At 38.1% G+C, this 19,705-nt stretch carries 15 protein-coding genes; 9 read left to right on the top strand and 6 right to left on the bottom strand.

The window, feature by feature from the left end; genetic code table 11:
• Positions 1–36: 36 nt before the first annotated feature.
• The gene (locus HME9304_RS02855; RefSeq protein ID WP_112377155.1) at positions 37–594 is read left to right on the top strand and encodes a hypothetical protein; all 558 of its coding nucleotides are present in this window, start codon (positions 37–39) and stop codon (positions 592–594) included.
• A 5-nt stretch (positions 595–599) separates the two neighbouring features.
• Here the strand turns inward: HME9304_RS02855 and HME9304_RS02850 are convergent, their stop codons facing one another.
• On the bottom strand, positions 600–1,322 hold the full coding sequence (locus HME9304_RS02850) for a LytR/AlgR family response regulator transcription factor (protein ID WP_112377154.1): 723 nt from the start codon (positions 1,320–1,322) through the stop codon (positions 600–602).
• A complete protein-coding gene (locus HME9304_RS02845) occupies positions 1,319–2,377 on the bottom strand; it encodes a sensor histidine kinase (RefSeq protein ID WP_112377153.1) in 1,059 nt (352 codons plus the stop codon). Before HME9304_RS02845 ends, HME9304_RS02850 begins: the two co-directional genes overlap by 4 nt.
• Before the next feature lie 181 nt (positions 2,378–2,558).
• Here HME9304_RS02845 and HME9304_RS02840 point away from each other — a divergent pair, with 181 nt between their 5' ends.
• The 3 genes from HME9304_RS02840 (at position 2,559) to typA (ending at position 7,462) form a co-directional block, all read left to right on the top strand.
• Positions 2,559–4,958 carry a TonB-dependent receptor gene (locus HME9304_RS02840; protein WP_112377152.1) on the top strand — a complete coding sequence of 800 codons (2,400 nt, stop codon included), beginning with the start codon at positions 2,559–2,561 and terminating at the stop codon, positions 4,956–4,958.
• 65 nt (positions 4,959–5,023) lie between these two features.
• The gene (locus HME9304_RS02835) at positions 5,024–5,551 is read left to right on the top strand and encodes a DUF3575 domain-containing protein (protein ID WP_112377151.1); all 528 of its coding nucleotides are present in this window, start codon (positions 5,024–5,026) and stop codon (positions 5,549–5,551) included.
• Between the two features lie 111 nt (positions 5,552–5,662).
• Entirely contained in the window at positions 5,663–7,462 is a 1,800-nt protein-coding gene (typA, locus tag HME9304_RS02830; protein WP_112377150.1) for a translational GTPase TypA, read from the top strand.
• Between the two features lie 296 nt (positions 7,463–7,758).
• Here typA and ppgK read toward each other — a convergent pair whose 3' ends face one another.
• The 3 genes from ppgK to HME9304_RS02815 all read right to left on the bottom strand — a co-directional run bounded on the left by ppgK (position 7,759) and on the right by HME9304_RS02815 (position 9,722).
• Positions 7,759–8,517 carry a polyphosphate--glucose phosphotransferase gene (gene ppgK / locus HME9304_RS02825; protein WP_112377149.1) on the bottom strand — a complete coding sequence of 253 codons (759 nt, stop codon included), beginning with the start codon at positions 8,515–8,517 and terminating at the stop codon, positions 7,759–7,761.
• A gap of 87 nt (positions 8,518–8,604) precedes the next feature.
• Positions 8,605–9,036 carry a hypothetical protein gene (locus HME9304_RS02820; RefSeq protein ID WP_206170488.1) on the bottom strand — a complete coding sequence of 144 codons (432 nt, stop codon included), beginning with the start codon at positions 9,034–9,036 and terminating at the stop codon, positions 8,605–8,607.
• Complete coding sequence (locus tag HME9304_RS02815; RefSeq protein WP_112377148.1) at positions 9,033–9,722, bottom strand: cell division ATP-binding protein FtsE; 690 nt, start codon at positions 9,720–9,722, stop codon at positions 9,033–9,035. The genes HME9304_RS02820 and HME9304_RS02815 overlap by 4 nt, the downstream gene beginning before the upstream one ends.
• A 145-nt stretch (positions 9,723–9,867) precedes the next feature.
• On the opposite strand from HME9304_RS02815, the gene HME9304_RS02810 reads away from it, so the two are divergent.
• From HME9304_RS02810 to HME9304_RS02800, 3 genes are all read left to right on the top strand, one after another.
• Positions 9,868–12,888, top strand: coding sequence for a tetratricopeptide repeat protein (locus HME9304_RS02810; protein ID WP_112377147.1), 3,021 nt, complete (start codon positions 9,868–9,870; stop codon positions 12,886–12,888).
• Positions 12,889–12,902: 14 nt separating this feature from the next.
• Positions 12,903–14,657, top strand: a complete 1,755-nt coding sequence (locus HME9304_RS02805) for a TonB-dependent receptor (protein WP_112377146.1) — start codon at positions 12,903–12,905, stop codon at positions 14,655–14,657.
• Positions 14,658–14,801: 144 nt separating this feature from the next.
• Positions 14,802–15,890 carry an OmpA family protein gene (locus HME9304_RS02800; protein ID WP_112377145.1) on the top strand — a complete coding sequence of 363 codons (1,089 nt, stop codon included), beginning with the start codon at positions 14,802–14,804 and terminating at the stop codon, positions 15,888–15,890.
• Between the two features lie 28 nt (positions 15,891–15,918).
• Here HME9304_RS02800 and HME9304_RS02795 read toward each other — a convergent pair whose 3' ends face one another.
• Positions 15,919–16,335, bottom strand: coding sequence for a peptidase associated/transthyretin-like domain-containing protein (locus tag HME9304_RS02795; protein WP_123877323.1), 417 nt, complete (start codon positions 16,333–16,335; stop codon positions 15,919–15,921).
• A 156-nt stretch (positions 16,336–16,491) separates the two neighbouring features.
• Between HME9304_RS02795 and HME9304_RS02790 the strand changes: the two genes are divergently transcribed.
• Together HME9304_RS02790 and HME9304_RS02780 are read left to right on the top strand one after the other, a co-directional pair.
• Entirely contained in the window at positions 16,492–17,580 is a 1,089-nt protein-coding gene (locus tag HME9304_RS02790; protein WP_112377143.1) for an OmpA family protein, read from the top strand.
• 383 nt (positions 17,581–17,963) lie between these two features.
• Positions 17,964–19,586, top strand: coding sequence for an amidohydrolase (locus HME9304_RS02780; RefSeq protein ID WP_112377141.1), 1,623 nt, complete (start codon positions 17,964–17,966; stop codon positions 19,584–19,586).
• Positions 19,587–19,705: the final 119 nt, after the last annotated feature.

Here is a 19,705-nt window from a genome sequence, read left to right as displayed (position 1 = left end):
AAAGTATATGTTATAGTACTAGTAAATTAACCTACAATGCATAAAGTTTTATTGTTCATAATTTTGTGCAGTTGCGCAAACATTTTTGCTCAATTCGGCAAAAATTGTGAAATCCGACAGATTAAAATCAATCTATTCAATCCTGGACTGGAATATGAAATGGGACTAGGTGTAAATAGTACGTTGGATTTTAGGGTTGCTTGGCAAGCAGCTTTAGAGCCTGCCAGTATAAAACCTTTGGAGAATTACGATTTTTTCCCAGCTATAACTGTTCAAAACCGATACTACCACAATTTCAATGGGCGTGATAGGAGAGGTAGACAGATTTATGGTAATTCCGGAAATTATATAGCTCCAACTATCGCACTATTTTCCCCTGGAGAAAGAATTGTTGAAAATAATCTTATAGAAGGTCTACATGGATATGGAGGATTGGTTTATGGTCTTCAAAGAAGCTATAATTCTGGTTTAAGTTTTTCTGTTGACGCTGGTGCTGCGTATTATATTGGCCCTTTTAGAGGAGGAATTCATCCTGTTGTCAATCTTAGTATTGGATGGATTATAAGTGAAAAGCGTTGGTGTGTTGGGCGTTGAAATAATTAAAGCATAATTTTTTTTATAGCGTCCAAATATCCCCTGCTTACTCGCACCACTTCATCATTTTGCATGGTTACATCATAACTTTTTCCGTATTTGTGAAGTTCTTTGACTTTATCAAGATTGATAATATACGAACGATGTACCCTAAGAAATAATTTTGGGTTAAGTTTTTTTTCTAAATCCGAAATGCCATAATTACTCAAGAATATGGAAGCGCTTGTGTGTATTTTGGAATAATCGCCATAGGCTTCTACCCAGATAATATCACCAAGGGCAATTGTAATCAATTTTTTGTTTTGTTGCACCAAGACACGTTCAGGATAATCTTCTTTGTCCATAATTACGCTTTGTGCCAATCCGGAAACATCCATGTCTCCTTTCTCTAATCGTTCTATGGATTTTGCAAAGCGTTCTTTGGTATAGGGTTTTAACAAATAATCGACCGCATGTACTTCAAATGCTTGTAGCGCATATTGGTCGTAGGCGGTTGAAAAGATTATTTGTGGTATCTCTTCTAGATAGGGTAGGACTTCAAAACCTGTTTTGCCCGGCATTTGAATATCCAAGAATATTAAATCCGGTTTAAACCGATTGATTTCTGTTATGGTGTCCACGCCATTGTTCACTTCACCCAGCAAAACAAGATCAGGATAATCTTTTAAGTATTCTTTTATTAAAGACCGCCCAGCTTCTTCGTCATCGGCTATGATAACTTTTTTCATATGGAGAATTTTACGGTGAGTCCTTTTGGCGAATTATCCATCAGTTCAATTTGACTTTGATACATTTTTTGTAATCGTAATCTTGTATTTGAAAGTCCTACGCCCATATTAAAAACTGCCAGTTTATCTTTTATTCCAACTCCGGTATCGGATATTTCAAACTTTAGTTTTCCAGCTTCCTTAAAGATATATAGCGATATTGCGCCACCCTCGATCAGACTTGACAGCCCATGTTTTACGGAATTTTCAACCAAAGGTTGCAGTAACATCGGCGGGATTTTTTCATCCATCAAATCATTGGAAACTCTAATTTCTATATCAAGTCGGTCCTTAAAACGCTCCTTTTCCAGTTCCAGATATTTTTTTACAAAATCGAGTTCCTCCCTTAAAGTGACCAAATCGCTTTTTGAAGCTTGCAATTGATATCGGAACAAATCTGAAAGCTGGGCAATCATATTCCTAGTTCGTTCATTTTCTGCAGGCACGGAAGCATTTATAGTATTGAACACATTATAAAGAAAATGTGGGTTCAATTGCGCTTTTATGGCAGCCAATTCGCTTTTTAGGGCTGCTTGCCGCAATTCCCCCTCCAGAACCAATTTGCGCTGGTTTTCCCTGTAATGTTCATAGGCATGGAAAATTCCGAACTGAATAAGATAAAATAGCCCTGGAATATAAAGATCCCATACTTGCCCCGTACCCTGAAGATGGCCCCAACCGAAAGTTTCTGCAATAGTATAATACAGCGCTCGGGTACCAAAAATAAAAATAGGAAGAAATATTATGTGCAACAACAAGCGTTTCCAAATTTCAGTTCCCTTCAAAAAAACAAAGATAGACCACCAAATAGGTATGGTGAACAATAGGAATATTCCATAATGAAGACCACCGCCATCAATAAAAGCGGTTACGCCGAAAAGTGTCATGACTTCACTTGTTTTATTTGGGATGCTCGCCCAAACAACAAAATGATAACAAAACGCGGACAGTATATAAAGCAACAGAACCATTAAAAGTTCTCCCCGTGTTATCCCCCAGATTATTTTTTTGTTCATCACCTAATTTTTATGAAAATAGCAAAAACTATTAGCGAGATAAAAATATAAAAAGTTGAATGGTCCTATATTCCGATGAACGGGCGAGTCCATTCGCCAGCTTATAGGTACACTCGACAGATTCTCCTTTTACGAGTGTATACAAAATCCAAATTTTGCATATCCATTCAAAACAACCGAAATGAAAAACCTAACTTTTGTATGTTTTCTTACCCTATCGTTCTTTTCGCAGGCCCAGAACATATCTGGCGACGTAAAAACTGAATTTGGGGACCCTATTCCATATGCAGCGGTGACTTTGAACAGGGTTTCAGATTCAATCTTGGTAAAGGCCACCACCACTATTGAAAGTGGGACTTTTATTCTAAAGGATATTTTGACCGAAACGTACTATCTTAAAATTTCCAGTATCGGTTATGCGGACTATCTTAAAAATATAGATTACAATGGTAAATCACTCAATTTGGGTGAAATAATCCTAGCAGAGCAAGCCGAGGACTTGGATGAGGTGACCGTAGTTGCGGAAAAGCCTATGGTCCAGGTTTTGGCCGACAAGACTGTTTTTAATGTTGAAAATACAATCAATGCAACAGGAACTTCAGCGTTTGAGCTGTTGCGCAAAGCCCCTGGAGTCATTGTTGATAATGGAGGAAGTATTATAGTGGAAGGTAAATCCGGAGTACAGATTTTTATTGATGGAAGACTTTCGGTGCTTCAGGGAGAAGACTTGACCAACTATTTGGAAAGTTTACAAGCGACGGACATTGAAGCAATCGAAATCATAACACAGCCTTCTTCAAAATACGATGCTGCGGGCAATGCCGGAATTATCAATATAAAATTAAAAAAGGACAAAAGTTTAGGGGTAAACGGTTCAATAACATCCGGTATGACCGTGGGCGATTTTGTTAGGCAAAACAATAGTATCAATTTTAATGCTAGAGGTAAAAGAGGAAATTTGTACGGCACCTATAGTAATCGCTTTGGAAAGAGCACTAATTTTTTAAACCTTATTCGCGACCAGTCAGGAACTCGTTTTGGTGCTAGAACAAACAGTGTTTACGATAGAAATAGCAATAATATTAAATTGGGCTATGATTTGTACGCTTCAGAAAAAAGTACTTTCGGCGCCATATTCGATGGTAATTTTAACAATAATTCCAGTGAAAACAATTCAAGAACCCCGATCAGACCTTTAAATGCCGTGGCTAATGACAGTGTTTTGGTTTCGGACAATAGATCATCAAATACATCGTATAATATGAACGCAAATTTGAATTATCGTTATGCAGATACCTTGGGCTATGCAGTAAATATCGATATGGATTATGGAAGATATGGTAGTGATAGGATCGCTTCGCAACCGAACATATACTTTAACGGTTTAGAAACTGCGATTATCCGTCAAAATCCCACGAGCCAAGATACCCCAATAGATATTTCCATAGTTACCTTTAAAACAGATTATGAACAAAATCTCTTCAAAGGAGATTTGGGACTGGGAGTAAAAATTTCGTATGTGGATACGGATAATACCTTTGATTTTTTTAATGGAATAAATGACGAAGCTGTTTTCGACCCCACTCAAAGCAATGTGTTTCGATATACAGAACAGATAAATGCCGCATACATCAATTACAACTACAAAAAAAACAAATGGAACTTCCAAGTTGGACTCCGAGTGGAAAACACAATTTCAGATGGAAACCTCGAAAGTCAGCAGGAAGGTGATAATGCAAGGGTAGAACGGAACTATACCGATTTCTTTCCTTCTGGTGGATTAACGTACCAAATGAATCGTAAAAATCAATTGGCATTGACTTATAGTAAGCGAATTCAGCGACCTAATTATCAATCCCTGAATCCGTTCGCCTATGTAATCAATGAGCTTTCATTTAGACAGGGCAATCCGTTTCTTCAGCCCCAGTATACCGATAACCTTAAATTATCGCATACTTTCAATTATCGCTTAACGACTTCTATAAGCTATAGTTACGTTTCCGAATTTTTTGCCCAGGTTACCGTAGCGGAATCCAATGGTCGAAACTTCATAACTACGCTCAATGTGGCCGATAACGAGGTTATCAATCTGGGTGTTTCCTATCCGAAGAATATAAAAAAGTGGTGGAATCTTTATCTGAGCCTTAATGCATATGTCAGCAATTATAAAGCCAATAGCCCTGAATTTCTTCCTGTAAAGCAAGAGACTTTAAGTTTTTATGCACAAAACACATTTACTTTGCCCAAAGAACTCCGTATGGAAATTTCTGGCTGGTACAGTTCTCCCTCGGTGTGGGGCGGAACCTATCAAACACAGGCGCTAGGCTCATTGAACGTTGCTTTTCAAAAAAAATACTTTAAAGAGGAATTGACCGCCCGCCTCGCGTTCAATGATATTTTATATACCGTACCCTGGCGCGGTACCACACAATTCGGCGAACTGTTTATTAATGGCAGTGGCGGCAGCGATAGTAGGCAGGTCGCCTTTAGTTTAAGCTATGATTTTGGTCGAAGCGAAATCAAGAAAGCTAGAAATCGAAAAACAGGACTGGAAGATGAAAAGGGCCGAATAGAGAATTGAGAATATAAATCTTTGGTTTGGCTTAATCTTTGAGGGGTTGGTAGCGTAGCAAATAACCTTATCCAATGAAATATAGTATCACGATTTTCCTATTGGTATTTCATTTTCTAATTAATGCCCAAACCACACATAACGTTGAAGGCCATCAATTCAAAATCAATATCATCAATCTTGGTCTTGAATATGAGATTGGAATAGCCCAAAACCAGACTTTGGATTTTGGCGCGGGTTTACAATTTGGCGCAAATTCGGCAGGCTATGCTTTTATACCAGCATTGAATGGCCAGTACAGGTACTATTACAATTTTGAAAGACGCTTGTCAAAGAATAAGCGTGTTAATGGAAACTCGGCAAATTATGTAGCGGTATCGGGGACATTCTTTTTAGAGGAAGTGATTATTGGGAATCTAGATTCTGGAGATGGATATTTTGGGTTTGCGGGACCCGTTTATGGCTTTCAAAGAACATATCCCAAAGGATTCAATTTTAATTTGGAATTTGGTGTTGGTTATTATTTTGATAGCTTCTTCGATGATGATGGTTTCGGACCAACGATCAGCTTTAGTATTGGTTGGGTGCTGGGAGATAAATAGGCGGATAATTTTTGTCATCAAACTTCCTCAAAATCAATAAGATAAAAATAACATGACATTAGGTAAATAAGCCGGGAAATCGCAGTATCTTTGCGCGCTTAAATCCAGGTTATGTCCAAAATCAAGAATATTGCCATTATTGCCCACGTTGACCACGGTAAAACTACATTGGTCGATAAGATCATGTACCATTGTCAATTGTTTCGAGATAACGAGAACAAAGGTGATTTGATTTTGGACAATAATGACCTTGAACGAGAACGTGGTATTACCATCGTGTCTAAAAATGTTTCCGTAGTCTATAAAGACACCAAAATTAATATTATCGACACTCCCGGTCACGCTGATTTTGGTGGTGAAGTTGAGCGTGTACTTAATATGGCAGATGGTGTTTTATTATTGGTGGATGCTTTTGAAGGGCCAATGCCTCAAACACGCTTTGTTTTGCAAAAAGCGATAGATTTAGGTTTAAAACCTTGTGTTGTAATCAATAAGGTCGATAAAGAAAACTGTACGCCGGAAGAAGTGCATGAGAAGGTTTTTGATCTAATGTTTGAGCTTGGTGCAGAAGAATGGCAGTTGGACTTCCCCACTGTGTATGGTTCTGCCAAACAAAACTGGATGAGCGAAGACTGGCAAGAGCCCACTGAAAATATAGAGCCACTGTTGGATATGGTCATTGAGCACGTACCTGAGTTCCAACCACAAGAAGGTACGACCCAAATGTTGATTACCTCATTGGACTTTTCATCATTTACAGGACGTATTGCCATTGGTAGGCTGACGCGAGGATCGTTAAAAGAAGGTCAACAGATTTCATTGGTAAAACGTGACGGAACTATCGTAAAATCAAAAATCAAGGAACTTTTTACTTTTGAAGGATTGGGCCGCCAAAAAGTACAAGAGGTCAAAACTGGCGATATCTGTGCCATAGTGGGCATGGAAGGTTTTGAAATAGGTGACACTGTTGCGGATTTAGAAAATCCTGAAAAACTAAAAACCATTGCCATCGATGAGCCGACCATGAGTATGCTCTTCACTATCAATGATAGTCCATTTTTTGGTAAAGATGGAAAGTTCGTTACTTCGCGCCATATCAAAGAACGCTTAGAGAAGGAATTGGAGAAAAATTTGGCACTTCGTGTTGAAGAAACCGATAGTGCAGATAAATTCATGGTTTTTGGACGTGGTGTATTGCACCTTTCCGTTTTGATTGAGACCATGCGAAGAGAAGGTTATGAACTTCAAATTGGCCAACCTCAGGTAATCATTAAAAAAATAGATGGGGTAAAATGCGAACCTATAGAACATTTGACCATAGATCTACCTGAAGAAGTTTCAGGCAAGGCGGTTGAAATGGTATCTATCCGTAAAGGTGAAATGACGAGCATGGAAGCCAAGGGGTCTCGCATGCTTTGCGAATTCATGATTCCCTCCCGTGGAATTATTGGCTTACGAAACCAATTATTGACAGCTACTGCGGGTGAGGCTATAATGGCGCACCGCTTTTTTGAATATCAACCTTTGAAGGGAGAAATTGCGCAGCGTCAAAATGGTTCATTGGTTTCTATGGAAAATGGAACGGCAATTCCTTATTCTATTGATAAATTACAAGAAAGAGGTAAATTTTTTATTGATCCGGGCGAGGATATTTATGAAGGACAAGTAATAGGGGAAAACTCACGCGGAGATGATATGACGGTGAATGTGACCAAAACCAAAAAATTATCAAATGTACGTTCTGCCGGTGCAGATGACAAAGCCAAAATAGTACCTGCTATCAAATTTTCATTGGAAGAAGCGCTTGAGTACATCCAAAAGGATGAATATGTTGAGGTAACGCCACATCACATTAGACTTCGTAAAATCCATTTAAAAGAAGTTGATAGAAAACGGAATAAGACTGATTAAAATTCTTTCCTTCGGAGAGTAATCTAGAGAGATGGATATTGAAAGGATGCTGAGCGCAGTCGAAGCATCCGTGCGGAATGGCATAAGTATTCTTATATTGTTTCTTTGGAGCGTAGGTAAAAACCTCGAGCACAACGAATGGTCATTACTGCAAAGGCAGTAATCCGGAGAGAAAGCAGAATTGATTCAAGATTATGCTTCGACTGCGCTCAGCATCCGTATGGAATAACATTAAAAAAGTAGGAATGTTAATGAAAAATATTATTGTATGGATAGGAAAGACAGATAGGGATACATTAATCCAAATGCCCATGGTGTTGTTCGCGCAAGCAAGCAACGGCTGCTCCTATAATACCTGCATGGTTCATTAATTCTGCTTTAACCACATCGGTTTCAATAGTAATAAGATGATTAAATTCCTGCCATCTTTTCGAGGTTCCTCCACCAACGATAATTAAGTCAGGAGAGATTATCAATTCCACCAATTTTAAGAATTTGTTGAATCGTTTGCCCCATTTTTCAAAAGTCAAACCTTCTCTCTCTTTTGCGGACGCAGCAGCGTAGTGTTCAATTTTTTTGTATTTCTTAAAGGGTATTTGGCCCAATTCAAAATTAGGGAGCAATATGCCATTGTAAAAAGCACCGCTACCAAGACCTGTGCCTATGGTAATCATGATAATTAGACCTTCTTTGCCTTTTCCAACGCCGTAGTTCATGGAAGCATAACCAGCTGCATCTGCATCGTTCAATACGGTAAATTCGTGGCCCGTAGCTTTTGTGAACAATTCGTCTATGTTGACACCAACCCAACTCGGATGAAGGTTTCCGGGCGATTGACATACTCCATTTTTCACAATTGTCGGAAAGCCACATCCTACAGGCCCTTTATATTTAAAGTGGTCAACTATTTGAGCGATGACCTTGGCCATATCTTCAGGCTTTCTTGAACTTGGGGTGGGAATGCGATACCTTTCCGTAAGCATTTCTCCAGTTTCAGCGTTTACCAGTGCACCTTTAATACCAGACCCACCAACATCAATACCAAGAATTTCCATAAAAAGGAAGAAAATTAAATTTTAACAAATAAACAAAAAACTTTTGGCGGTCATGGGGTCAATACCACAACAATGTTCAATTATTTGTTAACGGTTCTCTTTTGGAGGCTGAATATAGTAGTCGATTGAGTTCAGGGAATGGTTGGGGTCAATAATGTCCAAAATTTTGTCTATTGCTTTTCCAAACCCTGTTAAGGTATCCAATTGTTTATTTTTTCCCAAAGCACTAGAAATGGTTTCATCCCTGTTACCAAATTCATAACCCCCTTCTTTTATCCAGAGCAGGTTGAACAAATGCTGCATGATTACGTTACCCAATTGATCTATGGAGATGGCCATTTCTAAGGCAAACTCCCCAACCCCTGTCAAACCTCTTGTAAACAGTTGCTGAAAAAAACCGTATATCAAGCCAAGCGGTCCAGTAAGAACGGTCAAAACTATCGATATCAAGAAAAGTAATATACCGATTAAAGGATTGGTTTTTTTATTTTTTTTGCAGTCGCGTTTTTTAAGGATCATGATGCAGTTGCTTTTTGAATAACCTCAAAAACTTTGCTTCCATCACATTTCAATGTTTTATGCGGATATTTAAGAATAAGGGCATAATCATGGGTGGCCATAATGATTGTCCGCCCGTTCTGGTTGATGTCTTGAAGTACTTTCATGACTTCAACACTTGTCTGCGGGTCTAAGTTTCCCGTAGGTTCATCTGCAAGAATCAACTCTGGGTCATTCAGTAGGGCTCGAGCTATTGCAATACGTTGCTGTTCTCCACCGGATAATTCATGCGGAAACTTAAAACCTTTGGTTTTCATTCCCACTTTGTCCAAAACTTCTTCAATTTTACTGTCCATCTTAGTGGTATCTGTCCATCCCGTTGCTTTGAGAACAAAACGTAGATTGTTGTTAATATTTCTATCGGATAGTAATTTAAAATCCTGAAAAACAATACCTAATTTTCTCCTTAAATATGGAATGTCCTTTTCCTGCAGCTTTTTCAAATCAAAATCGACCACATTGCCAGAGCCTTGCTTCAAGGGAATATCCGCATATAAGGTTTTCATAAAACTACTTTTCCCACTCCCCGTTTTACCGATTATATATACAAATTCCCCTTTTTTTACTTCTAAGGTAATTTTGTTCAAGATGAGATTTTCATTTTGGAATATAGCTACGTCTTTTAATTTTACGATGGTTTCGAGCATAATTTTACATTAAAAAATAAAGGTACTAAGTTCTAAATTTATAATGAGTTAAGCGTTTACAAATTATGCTTCCTAACTTTGGAATATACTTTGGCTTAAATTTTGACGTTATGGTAACAATCAATCGAGAACAGCGTAGAACACTATGAATCGAAATCACCTCATTTTCTTCCCCATTTTCTTGGGAACTTTTTTTATTCTTATAGCTCAAGAGACCAAAATCCATACCCACGAAAAAAAGGTCTTTCAAGATGCACTATCACTTTATAATAACCAACAATACCAAGCAGCACAGACTATTTTTGAAAAAGTGAAGGTCGAGACAAAGGACTACGAGACCAAAGCAAATAGTGCCTATTATGCCGCAAATGCAGCCATACGCCTAAACCAACGTGGAGCCGATAAGATGATGGAGGATTTTGTGGAGCGTTACCCAACCTCTACAAAGCGTAACTCGGCTTTTTTGGACGTAGCCGATTATTATTTTGAGACGGGAAAATATCCCTATGCACTCAAATGGTACAAAAAAGTGGATCAGTCCACCATGTCAAATACCGATAAGGAACGTTTCAATTTCAATAATGGGTATGCGCTGTATTCGTCCAACAGGCCAAAGGATGCAGAGCGTTATTTAAGCAAAGTGAGCAATTCGACCAAATATGGATCCCAAGCAAAATATTATTTGGGATATATTGCCTATGAGCAGGATGATTACGATGGTGCTAGTGAGCGTTTTGATCAGATTACCGACCCCGAACTTCTTAATGAAAAGTTATCGTATTATCAGGCGGACCTAAATTTTAAGTTAGGAAATTTTGAGGAAGCCATTGCCCTGGCCAAAAAACAGTTGCCAAAGTCTGACCGTAGTGAAGTATCCGAGCTTAACAAAATCATCGGCGAAAGCTACTTTAATTTGGAACAGTACGAAGAGGCCGTTCCATATTTGGAAAAGTACCGCGGAAAACGTGGGAAATTCAATAATACGGATTATTACTTGATTGGATATTCCTATTATAAAATCGGAGACTATGACAGCGCGGTTCAACAATTCAACAAAATTATAGGAGGCACAAATAGCGTCTCCCAAAATGCATATTATCATCTGGCCGAGTGCTATCTGAAATTAAATAAAAAATCAGAAGCCTTGAACGCTTTTAGAAATGCTTCCCAAATGGATTTCAGTGCAGAAATACAAAAGGATGCTTTCTTGAATTACGCTAGATTGAGCTACGAAATAGGAAATGCGTACGAACCTGTTCCAGAAGTGTTGACTGCTTATCTGGAAAAGTATCCAAAAGATGAACATCAACAAGAAATTCAAGAGTTGTTGGTAGATTCCTATATCACTTCAAGGAATTTTGAGGGAGCAATGGTTCTTTTAGAACAAAACAAGGGATACGCCAGCAAAGAAACCTATCAAAAAGTAGCATTTTACAGGGGAGTGGAACTGTTTATGGACGGTGATTATGAAACAGCTTTTGAGCACTTTTCCAAATCGTTGAAAAGTGCGGAAAATCCAACTTTTGAGGCACGCGCACTGTATTGGAAATCTGAATCCGATTATAGATTAAATCGTTTTGAGGCAGCTTTGGAAGGTTTCAATAGGTTCCAAGGACTTGAGGCTTCAAAAAATCTAGAGGAATATCAAGATTTGGATTATAATTTGGGGTATTGTCATTTCAAACTGAAAAATTACGGTAGTGCAGTAAATCATTTCAAAAATATAGTCAGCTCTGGCAAAGAAAATATAGACATACTCAATGATAGTAACCTGCGATTGGGCGATAGTTATTTCGTTACCAGTCAATACAAACTAGCTCAGACCGCTTATGATGAAGCATTAAAACTAAACGTTTCTGAACAAGACTATGCAGCTTTTCAAAAAACATTGTGCAGTGGGTTTTTAGGAAATAATAGCGCCAAGCTTGAAGGCTTAAATCGATTTTTAACAAGATATCCTAAGTCCTCTTTTAGGGACGACGCCCTTTTTGAGCTGGGCAACACATATGTAAAAATAGATGAAGAGGCCAAAGGCCTTCAAACGTATGACAGGCTTGTTGAAGAATTTGCAACAAGCAAGTTTGCTCCTAGAGCATTGCTTCGCCAAGGATTGGTTCACTATAACGCCAACAGAAATAGTCAAGCATTGACCAAGTTAAAGGAAATTGTGCAAAAATATCCAAAAACACAAGAGGCCAAACAGGCTGTAGGAACTGCCAAATTGGTCTATGTGGATGAAGGAAGGGTAAGTGAATACGCTACTTGGGCAAGAAGTTTGGATTTTGTAGAAGTTACGGACACTGAATTGGATAACGCAAGCTACGAATCAGCCGATAGAAAATATGCAGAAGGTAAAACCGATATGGCCATTCGAGGTTACGAAGATTATTTAAAAGAATTCCCAAACGGCCTACATGCGCTACAGGCCAATTTCAATCTTGCCCAACTCTATTTTGCCAAAGGGGATAAGGAAAAAGCATTGCCAAATTATAAAGCTGTTGCCGATAGCAATGGGGAGTTTACCGAACAGGCACTTTCTAGGGTCTGCGAGATATATGTTGGAAAACAGGATTATGAAAATGCCATTCCTTTTTTGGAAAAATTGGAAAACACTGCTGAAATCCCTCAAAATAGAACCTTTGCGCAATCCAATTTGATGAAGGGCTACTACGAAAAAGAGAATTTTGATAAAACGATAACCTATGCGGAAAAAGTTCTTAAAGCTCCTAAAATAGATAATCGTATTAAAAGTGATGCGCAAATTATGATCGCACGTTCTGCAATCGCAACAGGTGATGGACAATTGGCAGAAACTTCGTATGATGAAGTCAAGAAAATCGCTATTGGGGAGACAGCGGCAGAAGCTTGGTACTATGATGCCTATTTTAAAAATAAGAGTCAGGATTTTGAGGCTTCGAATACATCGGTACAAAAACTGGCCAAGGATTATGCGTCACATAAAAAATGGGGAGGAAAAGGATTGGTATTGATGGCCAAGAATTTCTATGCATTGGGCGATGCATTTCAAGCTACCTATATATTGGAAAGTGTAATTTCCAATTTTTCCGAATTTGAAAGCATTGTGGCAGAGGCCAAGGGAGAACTTTCCATTATAAAGGCACGTGAGGCAAAAAGCAATTCTTCTGTAGATCCTAACGGGAACTAAATTTAAGACACACCATGTACAAAAAGCATAGCTATATATTCACCATATTATTTTTGAGCCTTTGGGGAGCAGTTTTAGCCCAGGAAACCGATGATATAGGTACTGAAACGGTCACTGTGGTAAAACCTTACTCACCGACCGTTTCAGATGCCTTTAAGTTGAAATCATCACCCAATTTAAATGATTCCATTGTCTTGCAAAAAAAGAAAATAAATTACAGCATTTTCTCCGTGCCCGTAGCTTCTACTTTTACTCCCGCAAAGGGAAAAGCATCGCGGGTGAAAAAAACACCGCCACCAACCTTGTACAATTCGTACGCATCGGTCGGTTTGGGAAATTTCAATAATGCTCTGGTAGATTTTTATACGAGCCGCGAATTCAGTAGGGGAGAGGACCTGTTGGATTTTGGACTGAATCATAATTCTTCAAGAGGCAATATTGAGTCGACTCCTTTGGATGCAGATTTTTATAATACCAAAATTGATGTTTCTTATGCAAAAAAGGACAGGGATGTGGATTGGGGTGCCAGTGTCGGACTTCAACATCAGCTTTACAATTGGTACGGAATCGAAAATGATGCTTTTGACGAGGCAGTGGTTGCAAGCATTGACGAAACCCAAAATTATTTCAACGCACAGGCCAAAGCACATTTAAATCTTGAAGATTCCTTCTTTAAGAGTGGAACCATTTTGGTAAGGAGGTTTTGGGATGCTACGGAATCTGGGGAGAATCGTGCCGTACTAGCGCCTACTATTGAGCTACCTGTAACAGAAGAAATGGTGACCATTAGCACTAAATTGGATTATGTTGGTGGAAGTTTTGAAAACGAATCCTTAAACAATACAACAAATGAGGTTGGAATAAACTACGGTCATTTTCAAGTTGGCATAAATCCGAGCCTTACCATGCTTCGCGATGACCTCACGCTTAATCTTGGTGCCAATTTGGTTTATGGAATGGATACAGAAAATAGCGATGGTAATTTTTATATCTATCCAGCAGTTACGGGATCTTACCGTTTGTTAAATGAAACGGTTATAGCCTATGGTGGTGTAGAAGGTGAGCTAAGACAGAATTCTTATTATGATTTTGTAAATGAAAATACGTTTGTCTCCCCAACACTAACTATTCAACCTACGGATCAGCAGTATGAAGGATATTTAGGTATTAAAGGGCAGTTATTGTCCAATGTAGGGTACAACATCAAGGGTTCCTACACTGCTGAAAATCGAAGACCTTTGTTTTTGTTGAATCCAGAAAATCTGTTCAGGAATGATGAAAAGGGCTATTTCTATGGAAATTCCTTTCAAGTGTTCTATGATGATATAAAAACCCTAGGCATTTTTGCAGAATTGAATGTTGATGTGAACCGAAATTTTACTTTGGGGGTCAACGCGGAGTTTTACGACTATGATACCGAAACGGACAACCCAGCTTGGAACCTGCCCAGTATTAAAGGCTCTTTGTTTATGGATTATCAAATAGGTAAACAATGGTATATGGGAGCCAACCTGTTTTTTGTTGGCGAGCGTGAAGATTTGGTTTCTGTGGCTCTTGAGAACGCTGAGCCTTCTGATTTTCCTTCGACTATAGTCACTTTAGATAGTTTTTTTGATGCCAATGCACATGTAGGCTATCGTTTTAATGAACAGCTTTCCGTCTTTGTGAAAGCGTCCAATATTGCCAATAATGATTATCAACGTTGGGCCAATTTTAGAGTTCAAAGTTTTCAGGCCCTAGCTGGTCTTTCTTATAAGTTCGATTTTTGATTCAGAGACTTTTTATAATATTATTCTACAATACATCTATAGTTTGTAGGTAAAAGCACAATAAAGCATACAGAAAATCGTTATATTTTGACTATCAGCCTACTTATCCTGTAGTAATGGGTTATTTTGGATGAATCGGAAGTCATGCGATTACCATTCACGAACATAGTGCCCCTTTCTCTCCTTTCCCTGATATTCTCATCAGCGGTATCACAGAATCTTGTCCAAAACGGAAGCTTTGAAGATTTCATAGAATGTCCTATCAAAATGAGTAACCTCAACAAGGATGCTGAATTTTGGAGTGCTCCCACTTTAGGGACTACTGATTATTTTAATGAATGCAGCAAAACAAAACTTGGAATCCCAATGAACTTTAAGGGCAAGCAAGAAGCTTTTGAAGGCAATGCCTATGCTGGTCTATATTTATATGCACCAAAAGATTATAGGGAATATATACAGGTAGAATTATCTGAAACCTTAAAAAAGGGGCATCGTTATAGCTTAAAACTTTCACTAAGTCTTTCTGAAAAATCTGATGGAGCCGTCATGGAGATTGGTGCTGCATTTTCCGAAAAGCCTCTGTCCATTCATACCAAAAGACAGCTTTCCAATGCCACTTTAGAATCAGAAATAATAAAAACCACGCGGCCAGAGCAGTTTTTGACCAATGGCTTTTATGATGACAAAACAGAGTGGATGCACATTGAACTGGAAATTATAGCAAAAGGTTTTGAGCGCTATTTGATTTTGGGAAATTTTAAAAGTAATGGCGGCACTAATTACTTGGATTTTGGAAAGAACAGAACATCTACCGAAGGTTATTCTTATTATTATCTGGATAATATAATGCTCACCTATGTGGGACCTGACTATCAGCCTAACCAGACCTATGTACTCAATCACGTTAATTTTGACTTTGATCGTTTTGAATTGGGACCAAAAGCAAGAAAAAGTTTGAAGGATGTTTATGAGCATCTAAAAAAACATCCTAAATTAAAAGTAACGATTAGTGGACATACAGACCATTTGGGTTCTGAAGAGTATAATGAAGTTTTGTCCAATCAACGGGCAAATACTGTAGCAAAATACCTTAGAAAACTTGGACTTGAAAATGATAGGATTTCATATATCGGTTATGGGAATAAAATTCCTTTGGACAGTACGCTTACAGATAAGGCCAGAAGAAAAAATCGACGCGTGGAGTTTGTAATGACAGAGTTCGTTGATGAGTGATACAACAACGATATGGATTTGAAATATTTTAAAAATTGAAAACGCCGGCCAAGAGAATTTCTGACTTTGGAATCAGGACTGCTTTTCCCCATGAATTCCGATAAAATTTTTGGTCCAAGCTGGAATTGCCATCCAATAGTTCTTTAATGGTAGCATCATATTCCAATACAATATCACCAGTATTACCGCCACTTATTACAAAAAAAGACTGTGGCTTATAACCCTTGGACTTGATGTTGACCTTCCAATGAAAATCCTTTTCGCTTTTTAATAAAAAAGAACCGTCATAATCGGTATAGGCAACAATGTCCGTTGCATCGATTTCAACAGAAGCCCTATAAACGGGAAATCCAAGTTGATCAACAACTTTTCCGTTTATTTTATTTTGACCAAGGCCAAAATAGGGAACAAGGGACAATAAGAGCATATAGGTTACTATGCGCATTGAAAGATAAGATTTGGACTATAATAACGATTATTTTCGAAAAAAAGTATTCAAAGAAGAACGAACCTGAGAAGATTAAAAAATCCTGATTAAACAATATGGGTAAAAAAACTACGTTAATTTAGGCGGTACGAGAACCTACAAACCAATATAACTATGTATTGTAAGACTACTCGTATTTTTTTATTTTTCGGTTTTAGTATTTTATTGGGGTTTCCAATTTCTGGACAAAATTTGATTTTAAACCCTGGATTTGAAAACTTCAAATCTTGCCCCTCGCACATAACAAATCCCAGTATTTTACTTGAAGATATTTCTTTGCCGACATCAAGTTCTGGCGACTACTTCAACAAATGTGGTTCAAATGATTTTGGGATTCCTTCCAACTTCAAGGGTTCACAAATAACAACAGAAGGCTCAGGTTATGTTGGACTTTATTTCTATGCTTTAAATAACTATCGCGAATATGTTCAATTGAATACCAGCAAAACGTTGAGAGAAAAACATTCTTACAAAATATCAATACAATTAAGTCTTGCTGAAGCATCTAGCTTGGCTTTGAAAAATATATCAATTGTACTGGTCAACAAAAAGATAAAGTTTCCCAACGGTTCAGCTTTGACCAGTTCTCGTTTAGATTTACATGAGGATATTACTTTTTATGAAGTAAAATTAAAACCGAACAAATCTTTGGCAAATACTAACGATTGGGTTACGCTAACAGCAGAATTTGAAGCCAAAGGTTTTGAAAACCATGTCATTATAGGCAATTTTAGCAATAATGCGAACACAGCGTTGTTGGAACATAAAGGTTCCGTATTATCCAGTGACTTCTCTTATTATTATGTTGATAATATAGTTCTTGAGGAGCTTCCAAGAGTCAATTATGAAAAAGATAAGATATACGTTTTGGAGCGAAATCCGTTTGAGCCCAAAGGATACGAATTGGATGCAGAAGCAATAGCAAGTATCAAAAAAATATTCAAGTATCTCAAAGAAAATGCAGCTGTACAGATGAAGATTACAGGGCATTCCGATAATGTTGGAAAACCCGAATACAATAAGTTCGTATCCTCTTTAAGAGCCAGGGCAGTTGCACTTTATCTTAAAAATCTTGGTATTGATGACAAGCGTATTGTTTGGGAAGGTGTCGGGGACACAAGGCCACTTGGAAATGGAAAAATCAAAGAAAACCATCTTTCCAATCGTAGAGTAGAATTTGTAATGACCGAGTTTAGGGATTAGTGATACAACAGCAAATACTTATGATCGCCCGTAGTGCATTTTGCTATTTTACCTATTGGCCCCAAAATTTAGAGGTACACATGTTAAAACAGTATGTTTTTGTTATCGCCCTTAACTTGTTTCAGGGTCCCATACTCAAAATTGGTTGTAAAATTAGGATGTGGGATGCTGAAACGAGTTCAGCATAACACCATATTAAGATTTCCAGCTTTCATAATATACAGCAGTTTTATAATTGTATATTTTAAAGGCTAATGTTTTTAAACGCTTATCAACATAAAGAGACAGGTTATGGCAAGTCGAATTTGGAATGCTTCGAGTTCGCTGGTAACTAAAACCATCTTTACAATAACATTTTCTATTTTTGGAGGAAACCTTCAAAAATGAAAAATCTTCTTTCCCTAGTATCAATTCTTATTTTTCTTATGTCTTGCAATCAAAAAGAAGAAGTGGATTTGATAGTCTATAATGCAAATATTTACACCGTCGATGCTGGCTTTTCCAAAGCAGGTAGCTTTGCTGTTTCCAACAGTAAGTTTATTGCAGTATCCGATTCCACTGATATTTACGAAAAATATTCTGCAAAAAAGGAAATGAACGCTGACGGTAAAACTATCGTCCCCGGACTAATAGATGCACATTGCCACTTTTACGGATTGGGCCTCAACCAACAAGTGGTCGATTTGGTAGGAACCACAAGTTTTCAAGAAATAGTGGATAGAGTAGTAGCTTTTCAAAAGGAGAATCCTTCTAATTTTATTCAGGGAAGAGGATGGGATCAAAACGACTGGGAAGTAAAGGAATTCCCTACCAAAGACAAATTGGACGAACTTTTTCCTAATACCCCGATAGCGTTGGAACGAGTGGACGGGCATGCATATTTAGTCAATCAAAAAGCACTGGAATTGGCAGGAATTACTTTGGACACACAGGTCGAAGGTGGAGAGATTGTGAAAAAAGATGGAAAAATAACTGGAGTACTGGTAGACAATCCTATGGGAATGGTCGATGAAGTTATTCCCAAACCAAACAAGGCTACCCAGATTCAGGCTTTAAAAGATGCCGAGCGTTTGTGTTTTAATTATGGATTGACCACGGTCAATGATGCTGGATTGCACAGACCAACAATTGATTTGATAGACAGTCTACAAAAAGCCGGCGATTTGTCTATACGGGTATACGCGATGGTGAGTAACACAAAGGAAAATTTAGACCATTACCTGAGCAAGGGAATCATTAAAACCAATACATTAAATGTTCGTTCTGTAAAAGTATATGGTGATGGTGCCTTGGGTTCAAGAGGAGCGGCATTAAGAGCACCTTACTCAGACCAAGAAGGACATTTTGGAGCTATGATTACACCGGTAGACCAAATTGAAGCATTAGCGGAACGAATTGCCTCCTCAGAATATCAAATGAATACCCATGCCATAGGGGATTCTGCCAATATCGTTGTTTTAAGGGCATATAATAAAGCCTTAGAAGGTAAAGAAGATAGAAGATGGAAAGTGGAGCATGCACAAGTAATTTCTGAGCAGGATTTTGATTATTTTGAAAATGGGATTATCCCATCTATTCAGCCAACCCACGCAACGAGCGATATGTATTGGGCAGAAGACAGATTAGGTGCAGAAAGGGTTCAAGGAGCCTATGCCTTCAAAAAATTGTTGAACAAAGCAGGGACGGTAGCTTTGGGAACTGATTTTCCCGTAGAACAAGTGAGTCCTTTTTTAACTTTCTATGCAGCAGTGGCAAGGCAGGATTTAGAACAATATCCAGAAGGTGGTTTTCAAATGAAGAACGCGCTATCAAGGGAAGAAACCTTAAAGGGGATGACCATTTGGGCAGCACATTCCAACTTTGAAGAGAACGAAAAAGGAAGCATAGAGGTCGGAAAATTCGCTGATTTTGTGCTGCTGAGCGATGATATCATGACTATTCCAATCGATGATATTCCAAACTTAAATTCGGAACAAGTCTTTGTAGGTGGAGTTCAAGTAAAATAATAAAACTGTTTAATAAGTGCATAAAAGAAATCATTCTGAGTTCACCATTCGTCCAGCAGGATAGTTCAATTTGATGAAAAATACTCCTCACAAAATTTCTTGACAAATAAAAAAGCGAG

The sequence above is a fragment of the Flagellimonas maritima genome (assembly GCF_003269425.1).
GTDB lineage: Bacteria > Bacteroidota > Bacteroidia > Flavobacteriales > Flavobacteriaceae > Flagellimonas > Flagellimonas maritima.
Note: the sequence above shows the minus strand (reverse complement) of the source record. Positions and strands in the feature narration are given on the sequence as shown.

What these genes read in the sequence shown, in the direction of transcription:
- HME9304_RS02855 (WP_112377155.1), top strand. Translation starts at nt 37, where the DNA reads ATGCATAAAGTTTTATTGTTCATAATTTTGTGCAGTTGCGCAAACATT.
- HME9304_RS02850 (WP_112377154.1), bottom strand. Translation starts at nt 1,322, where the DNA reads ATGAAAAAAGTTATCATAGCCGATGACGAAGAAGCTGGGCGGTCTTTA.
- HME9304_RS02845 (WP_112377153.1), bottom strand. Translation starts at nt 2,377, where the DNA reads ATGAACAAAAAAATAATCTGGGGGATAACACGGGGAGAACTTTTAATG.
- HME9304_RS02840 (WP_112377152.1), top strand. Translation starts at nt 2,559, where the DNA reads ATGAAAAACCTAACTTTTGTATGTTTTCTTACCCTATCGTTCTTTTCG.
- HME9304_RS02835 (WP_112377151.1), top strand. Translation starts at nt 5,024, where the DNA reads ATGAAATATAGTATCACGATTTTCCTATTGGTATTTCATTTTCTAATT.
- typA (WP_112377150.1), top strand. Translation starts at nt 5,663, where the DNA reads ATGTCCAAAATCAAGAATATTGCCATTATTGCCCACGTTGACCACGGT.
- ppgK (WP_112377149.1), bottom strand. Translation starts at nt 8,517, where the DNA reads ATGGAAATTCTTGGTATTGATGTTGGTGGGTCTGGTATTAAAGGTGCA.
- HME9304_RS02820 (WP_206170488.1), bottom strand. Translation starts at nt 9,036, where the DNA reads ATGATCCTTAAAAAACGCGACTGCAAAAAAAATAAAAAAACCAATCCT.
- HME9304_RS02815 (WP_112377148.1), bottom strand. Translation starts at nt 9,722, where the DNA reads ATGCTCGAAACCATCGTAAAATTAAAAGACGTAGCTATATTCCAAAAT.
- HME9304_RS02810 (WP_112377147.1), top strand. Translation starts at nt 9,868, where the DNA reads ATGAATCGAAATCACCTCATTTTCTTCCCCATTTTCTTGGGAACTTTT.
- HME9304_RS02805 (WP_112377146.1), top strand. Translation starts at nt 12,903, where the DNA reads ATGTACAAAAAGCATAGCTATATATTCACCATATTATTTTTGAGCCTT.
- HME9304_RS02800 (WP_112377145.1), top strand. Translation starts at nt 14,802, where the DNA reads ATGCGATTACCATTCACGAACATAGTGCCCCTTTCTCTCCTTTCCCTG.
- HME9304_RS02795 (WP_123877323.1), bottom strand. Translation starts at nt 16,335, where the DNA reads ATGCGCATAGTAACCTATATGCTCTTATTGTCCCTTGTTCCCTATTTT.
- HME9304_RS02790 (WP_112377143.1), top strand. Translation starts at nt 16,492, where the DNA reads ATGTATTGTAAGACTACTCGTATTTTTTTATTTTTCGGTTTTAGTATT.
- HME9304_RS02780 (WP_112377141.1), top strand. Translation starts at nt 17,964, where the DNA reads ATGAAAAATCTTCTTTCCCTAGTATCAATTCTTATTTTTCTTATGTCT.